Origin of the sequence: Agrobacterium sp. El2ro-1b (assembly GCF_048298475.1) — a bacterium.
In the GTDB taxonomy this organism is placed as follows: Bacteria; Pseudomonadota; Alphaproteobacteria; order Rhizobiales; family Rhizobiaceae; genus Agrobacterium; species Agrobacterium fabrum.
Genome location: NZ_CP103459.1, coordinates 260216 through 284678 on the forward strand (window position 1 = coordinate 260216; position 24463 = coordinate 284678).

Annotated in this window: 20 protein-coding genes; 13 read left to right on the plus strand and 7 right to left on the minus strand. The window is 56.3% G+C overall.

Translation table 11 applies throughout. The features are described 5' to 3' along the window. Nucleotides 1-65: 65 nt before the first annotated feature. Nucleotides 66-779, minus strand: coding sequence for a FadR/GntR family transcriptional regulator (locus NYR50_RS15495; protein ID WP_092733321.1), 714 nt, complete (start codon nucleotides 777-779; stop codon nucleotides 66-68). Between the two features lie 206 nt (nucleotides 780-985). On the opposite strand from NYR50_RS15495, the gene NYR50_RS15500 reads away from it, so the two are divergent. Genes NYR50_RS15500 through NYR50_RS15515 form a run of 4 tightly spaced genes read left to right on the plus strand, consistent with a single transcriptional unit; the run spans nucleotide 986 to nucleotide 4476 of the window. After that, nucleotides 986-2014 carry an ABC transporter permease gene (locus NYR50_RS15500; RefSeq protein WP_006312458.1) on the plus strand — a complete coding sequence of 343 codons (1029 nt, stop codon included), beginning with the start codon at nucleotides 986-988 and terminating at the stop codon, nucleotides 2012-2014. After that, nucleotides 2011-2910 carry an ABC transporter permease gene (locus NYR50_RS15505; RefSeq protein WP_006312459.1) on the plus strand — a complete coding sequence of 300 codons (900 nt, stop codon included), beginning with the start codon at nucleotides 2011-2013 and terminating at the stop codon, nucleotides 2908-2910. The genes NYR50_RS15500 and NYR50_RS15505 overlap by 4 nt, the downstream gene beginning before the upstream one ends. Next, the gene (locus NYR50_RS15510; protein ID WP_318764620.1) at nucleotides 2897-3742 is read left to right on the plus strand and encodes an ABC transporter ATP-binding protein; all 846 of its coding nucleotides are present in this window, start codon (nucleotides 2897-2899) and stop codon (nucleotides 3740-3742) included. The genes NYR50_RS15505 and NYR50_RS15510 overlap by 14 nt, the downstream gene beginning before the upstream one ends. Beyond that, the gene (locus tag NYR50_RS15515; protein ID WP_418137500.1) at nucleotides 3739-4476 is read left to right on the plus strand and encodes an ABC transporter ATP-binding protein; all 738 of its coding nucleotides are present in this window, start codon (nucleotides 3739-3741) and stop codon (nucleotides 4474-4476) included. The genes NYR50_RS15510 and NYR50_RS15515 overlap by 4 nt, the downstream gene beginning before the upstream one ends. Nucleotides 4477-4576: 100 nt before the next feature. Here NYR50_RS15515 and NYR50_RS15520 read toward each other — a convergent pair whose 3' ends face one another. The 6 genes from NYR50_RS15520 to NYR50_RS15545 are packed head-to-tail and all read right to left on the minus strand — an operon-like array spanning nucleotide 4577 to nucleotide 11420. Continuing rightward, complete coding sequence (locus NYR50_RS15520; RefSeq protein WP_418137501.1) at nucleotides 4577-5629, minus strand: ABC transporter ATP-binding protein; 1053 nt, start codon at nucleotides 5627-5629, stop codon at nucleotides 4577-4579. Nucleotides 5630-5646: 17 nt separating this feature from the next. Then, nucleotides 5647-6489: a carbohydrate ABC transporter permease gene (locus tag NYR50_RS15525; protein ID WP_418137502.1), complete on the minus strand. Its 843-nt coding sequence runs from the start codon at nucleotides 6487-6489 to the stop codon at nucleotides 5647-5649. Continuing rightward, on the minus strand, nucleotides 6479-7411 hold the full coding sequence (locus NYR50_RS15530) for a carbohydrate ABC transporter permease (protein WP_092773726.1): 933 nt from the start codon (nucleotides 7409-7411) through the stop codon (nucleotides 6479-6481). The genes NYR50_RS15525 and NYR50_RS15530 overlap by 11 nt, the downstream gene beginning before the upstream one ends. Nucleotides 7412-7421: 10 nt before the next feature. Beyond that, nucleotides 7422-8693: an ABC transporter substrate-binding protein gene (locus NYR50_RS15535; protein WP_418137503.1), complete on the minus strand. Its 1272-nt coding sequence runs from the start codon at nucleotides 8691-8693 to the stop codon at nucleotides 7422-7424. 49 nt (nucleotides 8694-8742) lie between these two features. After that, on the minus strand, nucleotides 8743-10344 hold the full coding sequence (locus tag NYR50_RS15540) for an FAD-dependent oxidoreductase (RefSeq protein WP_418138255.1): 1602 nt from the start codon (nucleotides 10342-10344) through the stop codon (nucleotides 8743-8745). A 5-nt stretch (nucleotides 10345-10349) separates the two neighbouring features. Next, nucleotides 10350-11420 (minus strand): LacI family DNA-binding transcriptional regulator, encoded by a 1071-nt coding sequence (locus tag NYR50_RS15545; protein ID WP_418137504.1) that lies wholly within the window; start codon nucleotides 11418-11420, stop codon nucleotides 10350-10352. A 276-nt stretch (nucleotides 11421-11696) separates the two neighbouring features. On the opposite strand from NYR50_RS15545, the gene NYR50_RS15550 reads away from it, so the two are divergent. The 9 genes from NYR50_RS15550 (at nucleotide 11697) to NYR50_RS15590 (ending at nucleotide 24233) form a co-directional block, all read left to right on the plus strand. Continuing rightward, nucleotides 11697-13763 (plus strand): ATP-dependent helicase, encoded by a 2067-nt coding sequence (locus NYR50_RS15550; protein WP_418137505.1) that lies wholly within the window; start codon nucleotides 11697-11699, stop codon nucleotides 13761-13763. A gap of 295 nt (nucleotides 13764-14058) precedes the next feature. Further along, a complete protein-coding gene (gene rfbC / locus NYR50_RS15555; RefSeq protein WP_418137507.1) occupies nucleotides 14059-14628 on the plus strand; it encodes a dTDP-4-dehydrorhamnose 3,5-epimerase in 570 nt (189 codons plus the stop codon). Nucleotides 14629-14630: 2 nt separating this feature from the next. Beyond that, nucleotides 14631-15686, plus strand: coding sequence for a dTDP-glucose 4,6-dehydratase (rfbB, locus tag NYR50_RS15560; protein WP_418137508.1), 1056 nt, complete (start codon nucleotides 14631-14633; stop codon nucleotides 15684-15686). 4 nt (nucleotides 15687-15690) lie between these two features. After that, entirely contained in the window at nucleotides 15691-16584 is an 894-nt protein-coding gene (rfbD, locus tag NYR50_RS15565) for a dTDP-4-dehydrorhamnose reductase (RefSeq protein WP_418137509.1), read from the plus strand. Further along, nucleotides 16581-17447: a glucose-1-phosphate thymidylyltransferase RfbA gene (gene rfbA / locus NYR50_RS15570; protein WP_418137510.1), complete on the plus strand. Its 867-nt coding sequence runs from the start codon at nucleotides 16581-16583 to the stop codon at nucleotides 17445-17447. The genes rfbD and rfbA overlap by 4 nt, the downstream gene beginning before the upstream one ends. A 321-nt stretch (nucleotides 17448-17768) precedes the next feature. Beyond that, nucleotides 17769-18638 (plus strand): glycosyltransferase, encoded by an 870-nt coding sequence (locus NYR50_RS15575; protein ID WP_418137511.1) that lies wholly within the window; start codon nucleotides 17769-17771, stop codon nucleotides 18636-18638. Nucleotides 18639-18695: 57 nt separating this feature from the next. Further along, nucleotides 18696-19847: a rhamnan synthesis F family protein gene (locus tag NYR50_RS15580; protein WP_418137512.1), complete on the plus strand. Its 1152-nt coding sequence runs from the start codon at nucleotides 18696-18698 to the stop codon at nucleotides 19845-19847. A gap of 288 nt (nucleotides 19848-20135) precedes the next feature. Beyond that, on the plus strand, nucleotides 20136-23105 hold the full coding sequence (locus NYR50_RS15585) for a glycosyltransferase (protein ID WP_418137513.1): 2970 nt from the start codon (nucleotides 20136-20138) through the stop codon (nucleotides 23103-23105). A 144-nt stretch (nucleotides 23106-23249) separates the two neighbouring features. After that, entirely contained in the window at nucleotides 23250-24233 is a 984-nt protein-coding gene (locus NYR50_RS15590; protein WP_418137514.1) for a class I SAM-dependent methyltransferase, read from the plus strand. Nucleotides 24234-24463: the final 230 nt, after the last annotated feature.

The window sequence follows — 24463 nt, forward strand, 5'->3', positions numbered from 1 at the left end:
GATTCTCTCCTCTCCCATACAAGTCATCATATGACATCGCATGAAATAAGATGAGTGTCGAGATGCTATTGCGCTTCCGAAAGCAACCGGTATCGACGCTGGCTCGCAAGCATGTGCTCACGCATGGCTTTTCGTGCCGCCTCGGGGTCCTGCTCTACGATGGCCCGCAGGATAGCCTCATGCTCTGCCTGCACCTTGCGCAGATAATTCGCATTGCCGGTTTCCGGCAGCGTCGGAAATTGACCACGCGGAATGGAGCGCGAGCCGAACTGGCGAAGAGCCTCAAGGTAAAAGCGGTTATTGGTGGCAATCGCGATGGCGGAATGAAACTCGTAATCGGCATCGACAGTGGTTTCGCCGGCGTCGATGGCGCGCGCCATTTTCCTATGCGCCGCAGAGATTGCAGCCTCCTGCTGGGCGGTCCGGCGATAAGCGGCAATCGCCGCCGCCTCGCCTTCCGTCGCAAGCCGGAATTCCAGCATTTCCAAGGTTTCGGCGATCGTGCCGACTTCCGATTGCGTCAGCTTCACGCCGGTCCATTCGCTGGCATTGCTGACGAAAACACCCTTGCCCTGGATGGGAACGACATAACCCGCAGACCGAAGGTCGGCGATTGCCTCGCGCACTACCGTCCGGCTCACGCCATAGGTCCGCTCAAGCTGCGGTTCGGTGGGCAACTGGTCACCATTTTTCAGTTTTCCACTGCGAATTTCTGCGCTGAGATTATCGATGATCTGTTGTGCCCGCCTCTCCCGCGGCCTCGCCTTATCGCCAATCATGCCACTCTTCCCTCTTGCAGAATACGAATCCCTTCGTTACTCATATGATGACATGACAGCACGTCATATGTTTTCATGTTAGCTCAGGGAGGAGTTGGGATGAAGTACCATCAAGAGTTTTTACAGAGGAGAATTGCGCGTCTGCGGCGAGCGGCGTTTGCATTCTCCGGCACTGAAGGGCTTCCTGCAGGAAAGCGCGGCCAGCAATGACGGAAATTTCCCTGCGCGGGCTTGGACATCGTTTCCTGCAACTGATCGTCAGCCTCTTCATCCTGCTCTGCATCACCTTCATCATCGGCCGCGTCATGCCGACCGATCCGGTCGGCGCGATCGTCGGCGAACTTGCCGATCCCAAAGCCTATGAGGCGATGAGGGCGCGGCTTGGTCTCGATCTGCCGCTCTACCAGCAGTTCTTCATTTATCTGCGCGGCCTGCTTCATGGCGATTTTGGCATTGCGATCCTGACAGGAAACCCGGTAACCCGCGATCTGGCACAGGCCTTCCCCGCCACCTTCGAGCTCGCCACGCTCGCCATCATCATTTCCACCATCATCGGTGTTCCGCTAGGCCTCGCTGCCGCCCTCTTCCGGGATACGTTCATCGACAAGTTCGCGCGCGTCTTTGCGCTGGTCGGACATTCGATACCGGTCTTCTGGTTCGGCATCGTCGGCCTTGTGATTTTCTACGCCAGCTTCAACCTCGTCGGCGGACCCGGTCGGGTCGATGTTTTCTACGAAGGCATCGTTGAACCGAAAACGGGACTGATGCTCGTCGACAGCCTGCTTGCGGGCGAAACGGAAATCTTCTGGAACGCGCTGTCGCACATCATTCTGCCGGCCATCATTCTCGCCTATATGGCAATGGCCTATATTACCCGCATGACCCGCGCCTTCACGCTTGAGCAGCTTAGCCAGGACTATGTGATCGCCGCACGGGCAAAGGGCGTAAGCCCGACACGGACGATCACCCGGCATGTGCTTCCCAACATCGCCGTGCAGCTGATTACCGTTCTCGCAATCTCCTATGGCAACCTGCTGGAAGGCGCCGTCGTTACCGAGATCGTCTTTTCCTGGCCTGGTATCGGCCAGTACATGACAAACGCGCTGCTCATCGGCGACATGAATGCCATCCTTGCGGCCACAATCGTCATTGGCTTCATCTTCATGTTGCTCAATTTCCTTGCGGATCTCGCCTATACAACGCTCGATCCGCGGACGCGGGAGGTCGCACGATGACCGACATCACCCACACCAATCCCGTTCCTCGCCGCAGCGCCCTCTCACGCCTGTCAACCACCACGGGGCGCACGCTGCGCAAGCTCGCGGACGAACCGCTTGGCATGTTCGGTTTTGCAATTCTGGCCATCCTGGTTCTGGTCGCCGTTTTCGCGCCGCTGATTGCCCCGTTTGACCCGGCAAGCCAGGTTCTCGAAAACGCGCTTCAGCCTCCAAGCTGGGCGCATCTGGCCGGCACCGACGAATTCGGCCGCGATATTTTCAGCCGGCTCGTTTACGGCACCCGCATCACCATCCAGACCGTGCTTTCGGTCTCGATCATCGTTGGTCCGATCGGCCTTGCCATCGGTGTGATGGCCGGCTTCTTCGGCGGGCGCACCGATGCGATCCTGATGCGTGCCACCGATATCGTGCTGTCCTTCCCGTCTCTCGTTCTGGCCCTTGCCTTTGCGGCCGCCATGGGTGCCGGTCTCGGCACGGCGATCATCGCCATCTCGCTGACGGCCTGGCCGCCGATAGCGCGCCTTGCCCGTGCGGAAGCCCTGGTCGTTCGCAATACCGACTACGTTGCCGCCGCCCGCCTTTATGGCGCCTCGCCGCTGCGCATCCTGTTTTTATACATAGCGCCGATGTGCATTCCCTCCGTCATCGTGCGACTGACGCTGAACATGGCCGGCATCATCCTGACCGCGGCCTCACTCGGTTTCCTTGGCCTCGGGGCGCAACCGCCGCTGCCGGAGTGGGGAGCCATGATCTCGAGCGGCCGCAAATTCATGCTCGACTACTGGTGGGTCGCCGTCATGCCCGGCATCGCCATCCTGCTCACGAGCCTTGCCTTCAACATCGCCGGCGATACGCTGCGCGACCTTCTGGACCCGCGCCATGCCCGCTCCTGATAGCTCCCCCATCCTCTCGGTCCGCAACCTCAATGTCCGGTTCGGCCGCAACAGCATTCCGGCCGTGTCCGATGTCAGTTTCGATGTCGGCCGCGAAAGGGTCGGTATCGTCGGCGAGTCCGGCTCAGGCAAGTCAACGACCGGCCGGGCCGCCATGCGGCTTCTGCCCAAAAGCGCCACGGTAACCGCCGAGCGCATGGATTTCCTCTCCGAACCGCTGCTCGAAAAATCCGAGCGCCAGATGGGAGCGATCCGCGGCAGCGAGATGGCGCTGATCATGCAGGACCCGCGTTATTCGCTGAACCCGGTGCTGCCGATCGGAAAACAGGTGGCGGAGGCGGCAGAACTGCATCTGGCGCTTAAGGGTGCGGCGGCCAGAGACGCCGCGCGCAATATGCTGCTGCGCGTCCGCATCAGTGACCCCGACCGGGTGATGGGGCTCTACCCGCATCAGATTTCCGGCGGCATGGGCCAGCGCGTCATGATCGCCATGATGCTGCTGGCAAAACCAAAGCTCGTCATCGCCGACGAGCCGACCTCGGCTCTCGATGTGAGCGTACGCAAGGATGTCCTGCTGCTGCTGGACGAGATGGTGCGCGAGAACGACGCCGGCCTGATCCTCATCAGCCATGACATCCGCATGGTCGCGGCCTTCTGCGAGCGCGTGCTGGTTATGTATGGCGGGCGCGTCGTGGAAACGCTGACGAAGCTGGAAGATGCGCAACATCCCTATACGCGGGGCCTGATCGCGGCCATGCCCGATCCCCGCAACCCGGTCCGCCGTCTCAAGGTGCTGGACCGTCAGGCAATCGACGCGGAGGTGCTGCGATGATCACGGTGGACAAGCTTGATGTCGTCTACGGCATGAAAGAACACCAAAACCACGTCGTGCGCGGCGTCAGCCTCACGGTCAATAAAGGCGAAACGCTCGGCATCGTCGGCGAGAGCGGATGCGGCAAGTCGACCTTGCTGCGGTCGCTGGCGGGGCTGGAGGCCGGCTGGACCGGATCGATCAGCTTCAACGGCAAGCCGGTCGGAAAGCTGCGCGGCCGCGAGGAACTGAAACTGGCCCAGATGGTGTTTCAGGACCCTTACGGTTCGCTGCACCCGCGCCACCGCATCGGCCGGGCTCTCGCCGAACCAATCCGCGCCATGGGTCTCGGCGACGGCTGGTCGAAAGTGCCCGCTGCCCTGCAGCAGGTCGGCCTGCCCGCACATTTCGCCGAACGGTTTCCGCACGAACTGTCGGGTGGCCAGCGCCAGCGCGTGGCAATCGCCCGCGCCCTGATACTCGAGCCGCCGATCCTGCTGCTCGACGAGCCGACATCGGCGCTCGACGTCTCGATCCAGGCGGAAATCCTGAACCTGCTTGCCGACCAGCGCGAGGAACGGGACCTGACCTTCGTTCTCGTCAGCCATGATCTGGCTGTCATCGCCCATATGTGCGACCGAGTGCTGGTGATGCAGAACGGTATTTTTGTCGATGAGCTGACCAAGGCTGATCTTGAAGCGGGCGTGACCCATGCCCCCTATTCAGGCGAGCTGTTCGAGAGCAGTTTTCTCTGAAATCCGCCGTCGCGGCGTGGTCGGCAACGGCCTGAACCGCGACGGGGCTCCGTTCCGACGGATATTGGGTCCGTGGCTCGGCCAGCCGCGGGCACGATAATCAGTTCATCCGATCTCCGTCTTCATCCGAGAACAGATGAATGCCATCTAAAGCCGGGGAAATCCTTATCTCCTCGCCGACGGCCTGGGCTATACGTTCGCGAAAGACGCCGAGCACCCGCGAACCACCGAGTGTCATGGTGACCTGCGTTTCAGATCCCAGCGGTTCGACGAGCAGGATCTCGGCGGACACGCCGGAGAGATCAAGCGCGAAGTGCTCCGGGCGGATGCCATAAATGGCTCCACTTCCCGCAAGAGCGGCGGCAGCGGCTGGCAGCGGCAGGACCACCCCGCCGGTTTCAAAACCAGCTGGCGAAATCACGCCGGGCAGGAAATTCATGGAGGGTGAACCGATGAAGCCGGCAACGAACTGGTTTGCCGGACGGTCGTAAAGTTCAAGCGGCGTGCCAACCTGCTCGACCCTGCCGCCATTCAGGACCACGACCCTGTCCGCCATCGTCATCGCCTCCACCTGGTCATGCGTCACATAAATTGTGGTGGTTTTGAGCTTCTGGTGAAGCGCCTTGATCTCGCCGCGCATGACGACGCGCAGTTTCGCATCGAGATTGGACAGAGGTTCGTCGAACAGGAACACCTGTGGATTGCGAACGATAGCCCGGCCCATGGCAACACGCTGACGCTGGCCGCCGGAAAGCTGGCGTGGATAACGGTCGAGTAAGGCGGTAAGGCCAAGGATTTCGGCAGCCCAGTTCACCTTCTCGGCAATTTCCTGCTTGTTCGAACCCCGGTGCTCCAGCGAAAAACCCATATTGCTGGCGACCGTCATATGCGGATAAAGCGCGTATGACTGGAACACCATCGCGATATCGCGATCCTTCGGATCGAGATCGTTGACGATCCGCTCACCGATCCTGAGTTCGCCGCCGGTGATGGTTTCAAGACCGGCGACCATCCGCAGCAAGGTCGATTTGCCGCAGCCGGAGGGGCCGACAAGAACGACGAATTCGCCATCTTTGATGTCGAGATCGACGCCGTGAATGGTTTTTACCGCGCCATAGCTTTTGCGGATGTCGGACAGGGTTACGTTAGCCATCGATTAAATCCGGTTCTTCAGCCCTTGAGGCCGGTATGGGCGAGGCCTTCGACGAACTGCTTCTGGGCAATCACGAAGACGATGAGCACGGGCAGTGCCGTCAGCGTCGCTGCGGCAAGCTGGATATTCCACATCGGTCCGCCATAGGCGTCGGTATATTGCGTCAGCGCCTGCGGCAACGTGAACATCTCGGCGCTGGAGAGGAAGACGATAGGCTCAAGGAACAGGTTCCAGGAGTGCAGGAAGGTGAAGATAGCAACCGAAGCCAGCGCCGGTTTGGCGAGCGGCAGCGCGATCTTGCGGAAGATCTTGAAACGCCCGAGACCATCGACACGCGCCGCCTCTTCCAACTCGCCGGGAAGCGTCACGAAAAACTGCCGCATGACGAAGGTGGCAAAGACACTGGGCGCACCGAATATTGGCACGAGGATGAGCGGCCAGTGCGTGTTGACCATACCCGCCTTCAGAAACATCTGAAACAGCGGCACGATCGTCACCTCCGACGGAATGAGCAGGCCAAGCAACACGATCATGAAGATGGCGTTGGCGCCCGGAAACCGGATCCGCGCAAAAGCATATCCCGCCATGGAGGAAATGACCATGGTTCCCACTGTCACCACAGCGGCAATGTAGGCGGAATTCCAATATTGCCGCACGAAGGGCTGCAGCTCGAAGACCTTCGAATAGGTCGTCCAGTCATAGCTCTGCGGGATGAGCTGCGGCGGGAAGGCGAAGATGTCGCTGATGGGCTTGATGGACGAGGTCACCATCCACCAGGTCGGAAAGACGAAGGGGATCAGCAGCATGCACAACAGCCCGTAAAGAGCCACCTGCATACGGGGGGAAAGGTCAGCTTTCATAAAAGACGATCCTCTTGCGCATCTGCCATTGGGCGAAGGTCAATACCGCGACGATCAGGAACAGCAGAATGGAAAGCGTCGAGCCATAACCGAAGAAATGGAACTGGAAGGCCTGCTGATAGAGATAATAGACCAGCACCGTGGTCGAGAGACCCGGACCGCCCTGGGTCAGGACAGCGATCTGCGCAAAGACCTGCAGCGAGCCGACGATGGTGATGATCGAGGTTAACAGGATCGTCGGGCTGATGAGCGGCAGGGTGATGCGACGGAACTGTTTGAAGGCTGGCGCACCGTCGATGCGGGCGGCCTCATAGAGTTCCTTCGGCACGCCCTGAAGTGCCGCCAGGAACAGGATCATGTTGAGCCCGACATTCTTGAAGACCTGTACGACGATGACCGAAATCATCGCTGTCGTCTCCTCGCGCAGCCAGTTGGGGCCTTCGATGCCGACCATCAGCAACATGCCGTTGATGCCGCCGTTCTTCTGCAGCAGGAAACCCCAGACGATCGTCCAGGCAACCAGAGACACGACGACGGGCGAGAAGAACAGGGTCCTGAAGATGGCAATGCCGGACAGTTTCTGGTTCAGCAATACGGCCAGAAGCAGCGCCAGCGAGAGGTTGAACACGACAAGCCCGGCCGAGAAGATCGCGGTCGCGCCCAGCACGTCGCGAAGATTTCCGTCCTCGATCAACATCCGGTAATTCTGGGCGCCCGTATAGGTGAAGGTATTGGCCAGCACATTCCATTCATGCAGCGAATACCAGAACACCAGCCCGAGCGGGATCAGCACGAAGATAACGATGCCGATCAGTTGCGGGGCGATGAACAGAAAGCCTGCAAGGCTGTCGCGCCGCGCGATGGTCCAGAACGCCGACACCGGGCGATCTGGACGCCGGGTAACTTCCTGCGCGACAGCCATCGTTTTCTCCTCAGCGCTTCAAGAGCGGCCCGATCTGGCCGCAGATTTTTTTAAGCGCACCGGCGACATCGGCCTGCGGCCGCCAGACCGCGTCGAGGTTTGACCGCACCATCTGCTGGATCTGGGCAAAACCGGTGTGGCCGGGCATGACCTTGCCGGTCGCGATGCCCGATATGACGACCTTTTCAATCTGCTCCTCGCTGAGCAGAGGATTGGTCTTTTTCAGCACCTGCGCATTCAGCAAAGACTTACGCGCCGAAGGAAAGAACTGGCTGAGCTTGGCGGAATTTTCCGGATTGGTCATGTAAGCCACGAATTCCGCCGCGGTCTGCGCATTCTTGCCGGACTGCATGACGCCGATGCCCGCCTGGCCGATCAGCGCATAATCTCCAGCTGGGCCTTTCGGAAGAGGCACGAGGTCCCAACCGAACGGCTTGTCCTTCGGCAGAAGCGAGGCGCGGCTGATCTGCGTAATCGTCATTGCCGCATTGCCTGCGAAGAAATCGACCGTCTCGCCGGGACCAGGGATGGCCATTTTGTCGAAGATGGCGTCGTGGATGAACGAAATGGCGTCCGCCATCGGTTTTTCCGCCATGGTGCAGGTGGCGCCGTCAGCGCTCCAGGGGGAAGCGCCCCAACCATTCCACACCGAGGTGAGATATTGCCAGCTCTGGTAATTGAAATCGCGGATGACGAGCCCGCCCTTGCCGGTCTTGGCGACGGCAGAGGCCGTGGCGATGGCGTTGTCCCAGGTCCATTCGCCGGCAGCGATCATGTCGGCCGGGGTTTTGGCCCCGGCAGCCTTGATAAGATCATTGTTGACGAAGACAGCGAAGGGCGAGGTCGAGAACGGATAGGCGTAAAGCGTACCGTCCTGCGACCAGCGTTCCGTGGCCCCGGCGCTGACTTCCTCGAGATTATAGCCTGGCGAGGCCTTCAGCGTGTCGGTAAGCGGGTAGAGCGCGCCGGACTTGACGAAATCATAGGCCGACGTTTCGAAAATCCACGCCATGTCAGGAGCGTTGCCACCCGCGATCTGGGTGGTGAGCGCCGTCGTGTAGGTATCAAAAGGCAGGGACTCATAGGTCACGCTGACATTTGGATGATCCTTTTTGAAACCGGCTGCGATGTCGTTGAAGAGCTTCAGATGCGCCTCATTCGCGCTCCAGATCGTCATGCGCAAATTCAGTGCATCCTGCGCCGTTGCAGCGCCGCCAAGCGTAAACGAGCCGATGACGGCAAGCGCACAGGCGGTGGATTTCAGTTTAAAACCTTTGTTCATTCCCGGTCCTCCTCCAAAGATGGGTTCGATCAGACGGCAAACCGCCGTCCTAGTATGCTGCGATATCCGGCCAGCGAATCTCGATGCCCTCGCGGGTCAGTTGCGCCTGGAAGGCGTGCAGGTGCTTGTCGTCTTCCTGCACCTGGTGCGGCGTGAGGCCATTCTCCAGGCAATGCGCTGCGAGCATTCCCGCCACTTCGCCAATGTTCCATTCGACCGGATGCAGGCGGTAGCAACCGTTAGTGATATGCGTCGTGCCGATGTTCTTGCCGGCCGGGATGAGGTTTTTCACCCGCTCAGGGATCAGCGCGCCGAGCGGAATTTCAAACGGGCAGGACGGCACGTCGATGTAATTGTCGCCGCCGGTCGATGGATGCAGATCGATGCGATACATGCCGATGCCGATGCTGTCGCGATAGCGGACAGCGCCTCTTTCACCGCGGACCGTGTAGGACAGGTCCTGCTCGACAATGCGCGTTACCGGCTTGATACGGCGGCTTTCGCGAATATAGGGCGCCATAGCGAGCCCATGGTTGGTACCGGTGATATCGCCGCGCAGCCGCAGCCCGCGGAACCCCTGCCCGCCATCGAAACGCGGCGCTTCCGTCTGGAGCCAGTAGAAGACCGAATAGGAAAGATCTGCCGCCGCCTTCAGATGGCGCGCTTTTTCTTCCTCGGTCACGTCGATGATCGTGCCGTCCATGTAATCGATCATCGGCCAGTTCACGAGGCAGATATCGGACTGGTAGAAGCCGGGCGTAAAGTTTTTCCGCGCCGCGATGCGCCGGAAAATCCACAGGTTCTCATCGCCGCCGCCCTTGCGCTGGTCGGCATCGACAAGTAGCGGATCGTCATCGGGATTGGGCGTGAATGAGCGGGTGGTGTGCTCCAGCGTGCGTGGGTTTGGCGCGGTGAAACCAAGGAGCGGCCCGCCCCAGAAATGCGGCTGGTAAGAGCGCCAGTAATCGTAATTCTCGGGCTTGTCGATTGTCTGGTCGCCATCCACATGGTCGATGGCAAAACAGATCGAGACAGCCTGCACATTGTCCGGCTGGGATTCCGCCGGCGAGCTGGGTTCGCCTGTATCTGACTGCGCCTCAAATCCCTTGGCATATTCCGTGCCCGTCATCGGAAGCAGGTCGCCGAGTTCGGTGGCATCGAGAACGTAATCGGCGGAAATGGAGATTTCAGCACCACTGTCACGATGGCGAACAGTCACCGAGCGAACCCTGTCGCCGTCCACGTCAGCCGCAACGGGACGCCAGGGTTTGAGCACCGTCAGGCGACCTGCGCCGATATAGGGCATCAGCATGCTTTCCATGACCGCCAGGCTGACGCGCGGCTCGGCGCAGATGCGGCTAACCCATCCGCCGCCTGGATTAAGATCGCCCCATGCCCGAGCACCTTCCGTCAGCGGATAGTGGTCACGATAAAATTGCCGCACACCGTTGCGCAGCGCCCGGTATGACCTTGTGATGCCGAACTGTTCGACCCAAGTATGCTCGTCCGAAGGGACGGCCTGACTGGTCAATTGGCCGCCGATCCAGTCATATTCCTCGGTCATGATCACGCGTTTTCCGGCCTTTGCAGCCGCCAGTGCCGCCGCCACGCCGCCAAGGCCGCCACCGACCACGAGAATATCTGCTTTCATGTCTTTCACGACGTCACATCCGTTTTGTTGACTGAGGACTTGTTTGCCGGGCCGGTCGGGGCCGGCCCCAGCGTCTCTCCCTTGACCGGTTCACATTTGAGAAGGATCTGCCCTCCGGCGCTGCCGGTTTCGATGCGATTGACCAGCATGGCGGTCGCCTGCCGCCCCATCTCCTCGCGGGGAATTTCATAGGAGGTGAAGCCCACCGGGCTGCGGGCGGCTCTGATATGACTGCCGAGCACGATCATCGAAAAAGCGTCAGGCACGACAAGCCCCCTCGCCCGCGCCAGCGTCTCGACACGCACGGCATCGGCCAATTCTATGAAGAAGGCCACTGTGGCCCTGCTCTCAAGGATCGCATCGAGTATTTTCTCGGCAGGGCGGTTGACCGCCTTGATATGCAGGGCGAGCGTGGCCGCGCCCCCCAGCGCCGCGCTGAAACCTTGCCATCGATCAACAATCGATTCTGCCGGACCATTCGGGCCGATATAGGCAAGCTTGGTGTGCCCCAGCGCGATGGCGTCTTCGACGAGCTGGCGCGTGCCCGCGGCGTAGTCACCGCCGACATAAGGAACCGGCCCGCCGGCATCTTCACGCCGGCCGATCGCGACGAAGGGATAGTCTTCCGAAACCAGCCGGGCGAGTTCCTTGCGATCGAACTCGCGACCGAGAACCAGACAGCCGTCCGCAATCCGAAGCCTGTTGCCTTCCGAAAATATCTTACGGTTATCGCCGACACCGGCGCTCGTCAGCAGCAGAAGATCGTAAGCCTGCTGCTGCGCCTCTTCTTCGATACCGAGCAGGAAGGGCGTGAAGAAGTCAGCCTGCGCGCTTGGGAATGCCGGCTCATAGGTGAACACACCGAGGATACGGTTCAACCCCTTGGCCATGCGCCGCGCAATCGGATCGGCGACATAACCTGTCTGGCGAATGACGGCCTGCACCCTTTCCCGGGTCTCCTCCGGGATGCGGGCGATCGCTGCCGGCGCGCCGTTCAAAACAAGCGACACCGTTGCCTGGCTGACACCGGCGAGCTTGGCGATATCGTTTTGGGTGAGACGTCTGTGAGTAGTCATCCGATGCCCTCCCCGACATCCGATATTTGCTAATACGTATTAGCTGCTAATGCGCATTAGCATTATTTTCGGACGCCGAGTCAAGAGATAAACTGTATCTGGCAGCCCCCTGAAACCACGGAACGGCGCGTTCAGCATTTGTTCTGGATTGCTGTTTGAGTCTTTGCTAATCATGGCAACAACGAGCAGACAGTGGCCGAAGCTTCGCGACGACTGCCATTTCTGAACAGGGTTCTCATCCGTGGGGACAGGCAGGTTATCTAAAGGATTGCTGGCATGGCGGTTGCCTATCTGGAAAAGCTCAACGAACAGCAACGCAAGGCGGTCGAGCATGGCGTTGGGCTCGCTGACGGGCATACGGCGGGGCCTTTGCTGATCATCGCCGGCGCGGGTTCGGGCAAGACAAACACGCTCGCCCACCGTGTCGCCCATCTGATCGTGAACGGCGCCGATCCCCGCCGCATCCTGCTGATGACGTTTTCCAGACGTGCCGCCACGGAAATGGCGCGGCGGGTCGAGCGTATCTGCAAACACGTTATCGGGGCAAATTCTGCAATCATGACCGACGCGCTCGCCTGGTCCGGCACGTTTCACGGCATTGGCGCGCGCCTGTTGCGCATCTATGCCGAGCAGATCGGGCTCAACATTGATTTCACCATCCACGACCGCGAAGATAGTGCCGACCTGATGAACCTTTCCCGACACGAGCTGGGTTTTTCCAAAACGGAAAGCCGTTTTCCGACAAAGGGTACGTGTCTCGCGATCTATTCGCGTGTGGTGAATTCCCAGACGCCGCTCAAGGAGATATTGCGCCAGCATTATCCCTGGGTCGCCAGCTGGGAGAGCGAACTCAAGGAACTCTTTGCTGCCTATGTGGAGGCAAAGCAGGTCCAAAACGTGCTCGATTACGACGATCTCCTGCTTTATTGGGCGCAGATGGTGAGCGATCCCGTTCTGGCGGAAGATATCGGCAACCGCTTCGACCATGTGATGGTCGATGAATATCAGGATACCAACCGCCTGCAGGCCTCGGTGCTGATGGCGATCAAACCCGGCGGCCGCGGGTTGACCGTGGTGGGTGACGATGCGCAGTCGATCTATTCCTTCCGGGCGGCGACGGTGCGAAACATCCTCGATTTTCCGGCTTCCTTCAGCCCGGCGGCCGACATCATCACGCTGGACCGCAACTATCGCTCGACGCAGCCGATCCTGGCGGCCGCCAACGGCGTCATTGATCTGGCGCGCGAGCGGTTCACCAAGAACCTCTGGACCGAGCGGCAGTCGCTGGAGCGCCCGAAACTCGTGACAGTGAAGGACGAAACCGAACAGGCGAATTTCATCATCGACCAGATTCTCGCCAACCGCGAAACCGGCATGACGCTGAAACAGCAGGCCGTGCTTTTTCGCACCTCCAGCCATAGCGGGCCGCTTGAAGTGGAACTGACCCGTCGCAACATCCCCTTCGTCAAATTCGGCGGCCTTAAATTTCTCGACAGCGCCCATGTGAAGGACATGCTGGCCGTGCTGCGCTTTGCGCAGAACCCGCGCGACCGCGTCGCCGGTTTCCGGCTGCTGCAGATGCTGCCCGGCATTGGACCGAAGAAGGCCGGCAATATTCTCGATACGATCGCGTCGGACCCTGAGCCGCTGCTTGCCCTTGCCGAAATTCCACCGCCGCCGAAGACCGGTGACGACTGGACGACCTTCACGCAAATGCTGCTGGGGCTGCGGCAGGGCCAGAATGGCTGGCCGGGCGAAATCGGCCTGGCACGGCTTTGGTACGAACCGCATCTGGAACGCATCCATGAGGATGCGGACACCCGCAAGGCCGATCTGCTGCAGCTCGAACAGATCGCCGGCGGCTACCCCTCGCGCGAGCGCTTTCTGACCGAGCTGACCCTCGATCCGCCCGACGCCACCAGCGATCAGGCCGGGGTGCCGCTGCTCGATGAAGATTATCTCAGCCTGTCCACCATCCATTCGGCAAAAGGCCAGGAATGGCGTGCCGTCTTCATCCTGAATGTGGTCGACGGCTGCATTCCCTCCGACCTCGGGGTCGGCACCACCCAGGAGCTGGAGGAAGAACGCCGGCTGCTTTACGTCGCCATGACGCGCGCCAAGGACAGCCTCGCGCTGATCACGCCACAACGTTTCTTCACCGGCGGGCAGAACCAGCAGGGCGACCGACATGTCTATGCCGCAAGAACCCGCTTCATACCGGCGACCTTGCTGCAGTTTTTTGAGACGATGACCTGGCCACTCGTTTCAGCCGCCGCTTCGGAACGCAGCGCGCAGCAGATCCGCATCGATGTGGGCGCGCGGATGCGGGCGATGTGGAAATAAGGCTGCCGGGGATCACAAATTTCAAACCGCGCGACCGAACGAAACCGACGGCCTGATCAATAGTCGATCTCTCCCTCGTTTGGGCCCGCCGGACAATATCGGCAGGCTCGGCTTCAGGGCGTCTCCCTGCCGTCGATCATCAAAGTATGAAAACTGGCATTGGCACACGCCTTTAGCCTGCTGTTCGACCGAGATTCGATCGCTCTTGTGTGGGCGGTCAATAAAGCGTTATTGACTGTCCCTGCCGATAAAGTCATATCACCTCAGAGTAGGCAGACCAGACAGGATCCGCATAGTGCAAGTAGAAGCATTCTCGATACCAGGCTTGAAAAAGATAACTCCAGCTCGTTTCGGAGACAGCCGGGGTTACTTCAGCGAGGTTTTCAAGAAGGACTGGTTTCGCGAAAATGTATCGGACGTGGAGTTCGTACAGGACAATGAATCCCTGTCTGCTCAAGCGGGTACTGTACGTGGGCTTCATTTCCAGACAGAGCCGTTTGCACAGGGCAAGCTCGTTCGCTGCATTCGTGGGCGGCTGCTGGATGTCGCTGTCGACATCAGAAAAGGATCGCCCACCTTCGGGCAATGGGCCGCTGTAGAGCTCTCGCCCGAAAATGGCGAACAGTTGTGGGTTCCGGCAGGGTTTGCGCATGGCTTCATGACGCTCGCGGACGACACGGTCATCGCATACAAGGTGACGGCCCCTTACAGCGCAGCCAATGACCGCGGCGTTAAATGGGATGATCCTGCCATAGGCATCAACTGGCCGAAGCAGGAAGGCTGCATCCTTTCCGACAAGGATACAAAGCAGCCCCTTCTGTCCGAATTGCCTGAATATTTCACCTATCAAAAAACTGGGAGCTGATGATGCGCGTTCTAGTTACCGGCGGCGCCGGATTTATCGGCTCAGCCCTCGTACGTTATCTCGTGAGCGAGGTTGGCGCGGATGTTCTCACCGTAGACAAGCTGACATATGCAGGGAACCTGGCTTCCCTCAAGCCTATTGAAAATGCGCCTAACCACCGCTTTCTCCAGGCAGACATATGCGACCGGGTGGCGATGAATGAGGCATTCGCGACATTCCAGCCGGATTACGTGATGCATCTGGCCGCCGAGAGCCATGTCGACCGTTCCATAACCGGCGCTGCTGATTTTATTCAAACCAACATCAACGGCACTTTCACGATGCTGGAGGCCGCGCGGCATTACTGGAGCGGCCTTGCGGAAGACGCCAAGGCGAATTTCCGCATGCTGCATGTTTCAACCGATGAGGTTTACGGCTCTCTCGGCGATCACGGTCTGTTTGAAGAGACAACCCCTTACGATCCCTCATCGCCTTACTCCGCTTCGAAAGCCGCAAGCGATCATCTGGCTACGGCCTGGCAACGCACCTACGGCCTTCCGGTCGTCATTTCCAATTGCTCCAACAATTACGGCCCCTTCCACTTTCCGGAAAAGCTCATTCCGCTGATCATTCTCAACGCGCTGGAAGGCAAACCGCTGCCGGTCTATGGAAACGGCGCGAACATCCGTGACTGGCTTTATGTCGAAGATCATGCCCGCGCCCTGTGGCTCATCGTCCAGAAGGGTCTTGCCGGCGAGAAGTACAATGTCGGCGGCAGAAACGAGCAAAAGAATATCGATGTGGTGAACTGCATCTGCTCCATTCTCGATGAGCTGCGCCCGCGATCCAAACCCTATGCCGAGCTCATCAAATACGTCACGGATCGTCCCGGACACGATGCGCGCTACGCCATTGACGCGACGAAGCTCGAAACCGAACTCGGCTGGAAAGCCCAGGAAAACTTCGCCACCGGTATCCGCAAGACCGTGGAATGGTATCTCGACAATGCGTGGTGGTGGCAGCCGCTTCGCGAGGGAGTTTACGCCGGAGAACGCCTCGGCGTTCTGACGAAGGGCTGAGTCAATGCGGCTGGCAGTTACAGGCAAAAATGGTCAGGTCGTCAGCGCCCTTCTAGCACTGGCGAGCGCCGAGCTGGAAATCGTGGCTCTCGGTCGGCCGGAACTCGACCTTGCGCAGCCTGAAACTGTTCTGAAGGCGCTACGCGAGGCAAAACCCGATGCCGTGGTATCGGCTGCCGCCTATACCGCCGTCGACAAGGCAGAAAGCGAGCCTGACATCGCTTTTGCCGTTAACCGGGATGGAGCAAGGGCTGTCGCGCAAGCGGCAAGTGACCTCGGCATTCCCGTCATTCATCTTTCTACGGATTATGTTTTCGACGGCGCTAAGGACACCGCTTATGTCGAAAGCGATCCGACAGGCCCCACTTCCGTCTACGGCCGCTCGAAGCTCGAAGGCGAACGAGCCGTTGCGGGGGCCACCGACAATTACGTGGTTCTGCGGACCGCATGGGTCTATTCGGAGTATGGCAACAACTTCGTGAAGACCATGCTGAGGCTGAGCGAGAACCGCGACGAGATCAATGTGGTTGCGGACCAGTTAGGATGCCCTACCTCGGCCAACGATATCGCTGCCGCGGTGGTAACAATCGCAAGAAAGCTCGTGGAAGATTCCTCGGCCCCTCCTCGTGGGGTGTTTCATCTGTCTGGAACCGGTGAAACCAACTGGGCGAATTTCGCTAAACAGATATTCGCCTTTTCTGCGGAAACCGGCGGGAAGTCGATTGCCGTCAACGACATCACGACTGCGCAATACACTACCCCGGCCCGACGCCCGGCAAACTCGCGGCTTGATTGCAGCAAGCTTGAAGAGGTTTACGGTATAAAGCTGCCGAGCTGGCAACAATCAACGCGCGCGGTGGTCACCGCTCTTGCGCAGAGGAAAAAGGAAAAGCCATGAAGGGCATCATTCTGGCCGGTGGCAGCGGCACACGCCTGCATCCGATGACATTGGCGGTCTCGAAGCAGATCCTGCCGGTCTACGACAAGCCGATGATCTATTATCCGCTGACCACGTTAATGCTGGCTGGCATCCGCGAGATTCTCATTATCTCGACACCCCATGACATGCCTCTTTTCCAGTCCCTTTTGGGTGATGGTTCAAAATGGGGTCTTTCCATTGAATATGCGGTCCAGCCCAGCCCGGATGGTCTGGCGCAGGCCTATATGATCGGCGCCGATTTCGTGGCGGGTTCGCCATCCTGCCTCATCCTGGGTGACAACATATATTATGGTCACGGATTGCCGGAGCTTCTGCAGGCAGGCACGAGCGTCAACGACGGAGCGACGGTTTTCGCCTATCATGTGAACGATCCCGAACGTTATGGTGTGGTCGATTTCGATAGCGAAATGCGCGCGCTGTCTATCGAGGAAAAGCCGGCAAAACCCAAATCCAACTGGGCGGTCACGGGTCTTTATTTTTACGATGCCGATGTTGTCGACATCGCCGCCAATCTCAAACCGTCGCCACGCGGCGAATACGAGATTACGGACGTCAATCGGACCTATCTCGAGCGGGGCAAGCTAAAAGTATCCATCATGGGACGCGGCTACGCGTGGCTTGATACTGGTACGCCGGACAGCCTCCTTGAGGCAGGTGAATTTGTGCGGACGCTGGAGAAGCGACAGGGTTTCAAGATTGCCTGCCCGGAAGAAATCGCCTTGTCTAAGGGTTTTATAACCGATGTCGAATTCTCGAAAGTTGCTGATAGTGCGGGAAAAGGTGATTATGGAACATATCTCAGAGGGCTTGTGAAAAGCTAACTAGCTTTTTCATGCAGTTTCTTCTAAATGTGGGATGTGCCGCTGTAAGGCATTCTTCAACTATAAAACGCTTATGATGGCGATATTTTTAATAGCGAATCCCCTTAGCGATTTATTCAAAATCGCTTGATTGAGCCAAACTGTGATGTTAGAGGCTGCCTATGTGAAAAGGCTGAAAGGGTCGCGCTCTATCGCCTAGACATGCGCAATGATCTTTTTGTAAGTTTTATTGCTAGCTTAAATTGCCACCGTCTTGTCGGTTCTTCATAGGGTTGAATGGGAATTTCCTATTCTTCAGCCGCAACTAGAGTGCTGTTAGACTTGTCGACCTATTCTCTTTCAGATGTCACAGTCATTTCTGTCTGCTATCACAGCGATATGGTCATTGGTGACATGATCGCGTCCGTTCCAACGGTCACTCCTATTGTATTGGTCGATAACGGCTGCACTAATAAGTTTGACCAATTACCTCAGGATCGGACTGTCAGCATCATCAAAATTGCTGAGAATCAAGGCTTCGGACGGGGATGCAATGCGGGTGCCCAACTCGCTAAGACATCTTTATTGATGTTCCTAAATCCAGACGCTCGTCTGAGTGACGGCGCTCTTCAAGCGCTGGTTGATGCCGCCAACCAATATCCGAGTGCCTCAGCCTTCAATCCACGTATCGTGAACAGCGATGGCAGCGCTTACTTTAAACGGCGGTCGTACTTGCTGCCGCGCAGGGCATGGATGAAAAGGGGATGGCCGCCAAAAGATTGCGAAGTTCCAGTTTTGTCCGGAGCGGCGTTAATGGTTTCCAAACGTTACTTCCATGCCGCGCAGGGGTTCGATAAGGAAATATTCCTCTACCACGAAGACGATGATCTGTCGTTGCGATTGCGAGAATTCGGCACGCTGGTTTACGTTCAAAAATCTGAAGTTATTCATGCAGGTGGGCACTCATCAGGGCGTTCCGCAAATGTTGCCTATCTTAAGGCGCTGCATATGGCTCAGTCACGTGTCTATACAGGGCGTAAATATGGCAGGCCTTTTCCTGCGCTGACAACTTTCTTTAGAGCGGTTTTGCTTTTGGGATCGCCTGTAAATATTGTTTCCAGCCGTCGAAGAGCGAAGGCTCTGGGCATGGTGGTCGGTTCAGCGATGATGTTACGGTCATCGTGGCGAAAAAAAACGATGTCCAAAACATAACGTCAGCTTGCCTGATAAGATATTGGCGGTTTCTCAAATTATTGGCCAAAGATAGATATGATCAAGTTGCATTGGTGGAAAATCGGTCGCGAAATAAATAGGGTGGGCCATCAACTGCTCCAGCTTCCCGTCGAGATGGTGAAATTAGTGGTGTTGCGGCGATGGTATGATACCGTCACTTCACGATCTATAAATAGAAGCCTAGGGGACTTACCCCTAACTGACGAAGTCGGGATTTATCTCATTTTCCCTCGAAACGGCGTTCAACTCTCTCATTTAACCATGCTGAGGGAGATGCGGCAAGCAGGGATAGCGCCGATCGTCGTCACCAACGTTCCTTTAGCTGAGGCGGACAAAGCGCTATTAAAGCCTCTTACAGCGAGGATTATAGAACGGCCCAACGTTGGCTATGATTTTGGGGGATATCGAGATGGCGTATTGGATATTGCCGGACACTTGCCAGATTTAACACACTTGTGGCTCCTGAATGACTCGGTGTGGCTCGTACCGCAACCGGTGAGCTGGTTCGACCAGGCGCGGGCTCTTGGGACGGATTTTATGGCGGCAACGTCGAACTACGCCATGCCGCGCGTAGATCCTCACAGATTCCGTGAAATATCTTGGCAACATAGCCCAAACCATAAAAATTTTCATTATGCTTCCTACGCCTTGGGTTTTGGAAAAGGCATATTGCAATGTCCTGCTTTTCTTCAGTATTGGAGGAAACTAAACATCAGCAACGACAAGACGCGGACTGTTCGACGCGGAGAAATAGGCCTGTCCCAATGGGTACTGCGCCACGGATTCTCCCATGACGCAACTTATAAAATCGATGAACTGGATATTGAGCTAGCAGGCTACAACGACGATGAGGTTGATCGAATAGCTCGCGAGCTTGTTATTCCAGATGACGCTTTGCTTGAGTCTGTTCACACTAGGGTTATGGCTCAAGATCCCAGAACTATTCAGGGGCGAACAGATCGTATCGCGCTGATCCTTACCGCCGTATCTCGTCGTGCAAGCGCCTATGCCCTCCCCGGCTATGCATTGCGTCGCGGATTTCAGTTTTTGAAAAAGTCTCCGCTTTGGCTTTCTCCTGCTGGCGCTACAACAAGCCTGCGGCTGATCGACCGTATCGAAGGTCCCGTTGGCGATGAGATCCAAGCAGAAGCGCAAACTCTAAACGCGTTTCCCCAAGACATCGAATAGAGATAAGCGCAGCGTTCGTTTAGCTTGATCTGATCAGGTTCAGATCGAGCTGGTTGGCTTACCTCTGCCACATTGATGGTGGGTAATGCAGGGATGAATGGCTCATGTATCTCGACTTCTACGAGAGATTAATCCATGAATGTGCCGTCGGCAACCGATAAGTCTGCGCTCGGCGCTGGATAGCAAACTTAGAAGCATATGAACGGGCGTTTCTCACTTATGGCGAATGAAAGAAACTCAGACAATACGACTGGCACATTGCGGTTCCATCAGAGCATTTTTCGACGCATGGCATTCCATCGCAGCGGAAAACCACGAGGATGGTTTCGCTCTATCGCATTTTCAAAGAAATCGGGCGACGTGAGACCACTTTTTCGCGGAGCTTTCTATAAAAAGAATGGGAATCTTAGGCCAGATTTTGCAGCCTTCGTAAACCTAACCCCCCACTACTTCAAAAGCGTTTTTCCTATCGCGCAAATTCAGCTCTCAGTAGACGCAAACGATACACCTCGGAAAATTTTCTCGCGTCAACAGTCTGAACTGACATCAGATGATGCAAGAGAGCTAATAGCGCGACTGCAATTTTTGCCTTTAGTCTCTATCGTCATGCCAGTGTACAATACTCCTACCATCTGGCTGCGACGAGCAATTGAATCTTTGCAAGAGCAATTCTATGAGAATTGGGAACTTTGCGTTGTGGACGATTGCTCGACACAAGATCAACAACGCCTTTTGTTGACGGAGTTGGCAAAAACCGATCCGAGGATCAGGTTTGCTGCACTACCTGCTAACGGAGGAATCTCAGTCGCGTCAAACCATGCGCTCGAAATGGCGCGGGGCGAGTACGTGGCCCTTGTTGATCACGATGACGAGATTACTCCTGACGCGTTGCTTCGTATGGTTGAGTCAATCAATACCAATCCGCAAGCCGATTTTTTCTACAGCGACGAATGCAAGATTGACGACACGCCAGATCGCAGGCTCTCTAGTTTCATCCTGAAACCAGACTGGTCGCCCGAGATCATGTTCAATTTCATGATCACCGGGCACCTTACAGTCTATCGCACTGCGCTTGTGCGTGAGATCGGCGGATTTCGAAGTGAATACGATTTCTCACAAGACTACGATCTCGCATTGCGCATGGCTGAGGTTTCGCGCGAGATTGTACATGTCGAACGTATTCTTTATCTCTGGCGAGCGATCCAAGGCTCCGCTGCGTCGGGTGGGAAGGACTTTGCTCGACTAAGTAACATCGCCGCGCTTCAAAATGCACTTGATCGACGGGGTATACGGGGCAATGTCGAGATGTTGCCTCACGCAAACTGCGTTCGAATTCCGATCCCCGAAGAAGGGTCGCGCGTATCCATTGTCGTACCTTCTGACTCGGCCAAAAACCTTCGTCTTGCACTCGACGCTATTCGCGAGGGTACTGATTACGACAATTACGAAGTACTCATCGTCTGCAATAGCACCGTTGCTGCGCAACTGAGGGATGAATATGCTAACTGGCCGGCGGCAAGATTTGTTCACTATGATAAAATCTACAATTTCTCGGACAAATGTAACGAGGGCGCACGAGCAGCGAACGGCGACATAGTCGTATTTTATAATGATGACGTCTTCCCCATCGGCCGTGACTGGGTTCAACGGCTGATAGAGTATCTATGGGTCCCGGGTGTCGGCGGAGTATCACCGCAACTCCTTTATAAAGATGGCACAATACAATATGCCGGGATGATTTCAGGTACACCGGGCATGGCCGGAACCGCTTATCACGCGCTCCCTCTGGACCACACCGATGAATTTCTTTCGATGAACCGGCTTGTCCGTAACATTTCGATTTTATCTGGCGCTTGCTGCGCATTGAAACGAGATGTTTTTCTTGAACTCGGTGGATTTGACGCGAGAAACACCCCGGACGGACACTCCGATCTCGACCTGAGCTACAAACTCCTCGCCACCGGTCTGCGCTGCGTATACACGCCGTACTCTCTCCTGACACATATAGGCAATCATTCGTGGAACGCGAAGGAAACGAAATACAAGGCTGACATTTTTTGCCTTAAGCATTGGGGCCGCTATGTGTCACGCGACCCTTATTTCACAAACTCCATGCGTGAAACGCTTTATCCCGACTTTACCTTCAAGTATCATATACACGCGGATCACATCGCCTCCGGCTTGAATTACACTGGCCCTGATGTTCTCTTTGTTTCACATGAACTCACTAATACTGGCGCACCGCACATGCTACTTGAAGCAGCCAAAGCTGTTAAAGCTGTTGGCGGCTTCCCAGTCGTTGTTGCAGCCGCAGACGGACCGCTTCGCGAAGCATTGGAAGACAACGGTATTGTTGTTATCATAGATGCATCTGTTACCTCCTACCATTTCCTTTTCGAGCGCTTCGCACGGAATTTCGATCTTGCGATTGTGAATACTGTTGCTCTCCGGCCGGTTGTAGAGCAACTCGCGTCAATTTCGATTCTGAGGACGATCTGGTGGCTTCACGAAGGTGAGGCACTATTGTCACAACTATCAAACGTACCAGCAGGCCTCTGGAATAAAGTCGGCGTCGTGTGCGTCAGTAATTATGCTAAAAAATTTCTGCCCAAGAGCGTAGCCGCGAGTATTCTCGTCAATGGCGCGCCGGACCACTCGGCCAATTTCCTAGAAAATAACTGCTCATCTCCAAAAGAACTGAGATTTGTCTTGGTAGGGACGATGGAGCCTCGCAAAGGGCAGGACGTTTTTGTTGAAGCGATTATTGACCTCCCGGAATTGATTCGAAAAGATTGTCGATTTATTATCGCAGGAAAGCTATGGCCCGGCCATGGCGCGTTTTGGAAAGGAATTGAAGCCAAAATCTCCAGGTATCCGGAGATAAACTATGTTGGAAATCTTTCCCATGACCAGACAATTTCACTGATCGCATCTTGCGACGTGTTGGTCGCTCCTTCACGTGATGATTCGTTCTCTCTCGTTGCCATAGAGGCTGCACAGCTCGGTAAACCAATGATCTTCAGCGACCATGTCGGCGCACGCGATATTTTAGATAATGTTTGCTCCTTCGTGTTCCCCTCCGGCAATGCCGACCAGTTACGCGACAGGATGATACAGGCCTACGAAGATCGAGCGAGACTTGAAGAGATGGGACGCGCGGCTAGGCAGACATATGAACGTGAGCTGACTCAAGAGAAATTCGCGAGAAATTTCATGGCACTAGTAGAGGCCAACATCTCAGGATGGACGCAACAATAATGTCAGTTGTGCAGTAAACAACCCCGTAGACGTCTTCTAATTGAACGGCAACGAGTGCCATGTAAGCTCAATAAGATATATACAGCACCGGAATGTGACTTAACTAGACCATTCCGGATGCAACAAATTAAGGTGACTATGAGTATGTTGAACATCCCAACTGACACGCCGAGTTATGTCCCAGCCACCGCGTGGATGCGACATGGACCCTTTGCTATGTGGCTGGTGCGCGCTATGCAACCGAGACGCATAGTTGAGTTGGGAACACATCACGGCTATTCCTATTTTTGTTTCTGTCAGGCAGTAGAGGCCGACAACCTAGCAGCAGACTGCTTTGCAGTCGACACTTGGGCAGGCGACGAACATGCTGGCTATTATGACGACAGCGTATACACCGCAGTTCGCGCAGAAAACGAGAAATATAGTAGATTTAGCACGCTCTTGAAAAAAACTTTCGCTGAGGCACTAGAAGACATTCCAGATGCATCTGTTGATTTGCTACACGTAGACGGGAGACACTTTTATAACGACGTAAGAGAAGATTTTGAATCATGGATCCCGAAACTATCGAACCGTGCGATCGTACTTTTCCATGATACCGAAGTGCGTGAACGGGATTTTGGGGTTTGGCGATACTGGTCAGAGCTTGCACCTAAACATCCCTCGTTGAACTTCACTTATCAACATGGTCTTGGCGTCCTTTTTTGGGGGGAACAGATCGCAGATGGCTTAAAGTCATTTGCAGCATTGATTGGTGATGAAGATTCACGCACGCTAATTGCGGACTATTTTGAAGCGCAAGGGGAAGCGTTCGTACAAAGACGCGGACACGAACGGTTATCTCAAGAACTCACGGCTAGCGCGGACAGGTTGCGCTCCGAGCTTAAAGCTACCCAGCAAAATCTAACCGAGTTGACGTCGGCGCTAACTTCTGCACAAGAAGAACTTGCCGGGGCTAGATCGGAACTCGCTCAAGCCCGACGTTATCCACTACGACAACTAAAAGCAAAAATGGAGTTCAAAGTATTGCGACTATTCGCAAAGGCTGAGCGATTTATTTCGGTGGCATCTGCCGAAAGGTTTCGGCGTTCAGCGATGAAACGCGATCCCGACCGCTCAGGCCATTGATCTCGGAAGAAACTAAAGTTGCCTGCGAAAATCTGGAGTAGTTTCTGTTTTTTCGGCATTGAAGAGCCTGCTTTTCAACAGACAATTCAATGGCAAATTTAATGATTAAAGTTAAGTGTGAGCGTTGCCTGCTCCCAAGACATCTGAGGAAAGTTACGCCGCCTCTATAGAGTTTTATTTGTTTTGGCCTTATAGGGGGCATAAGCGCGGCGCACGATACGAAATCGTAT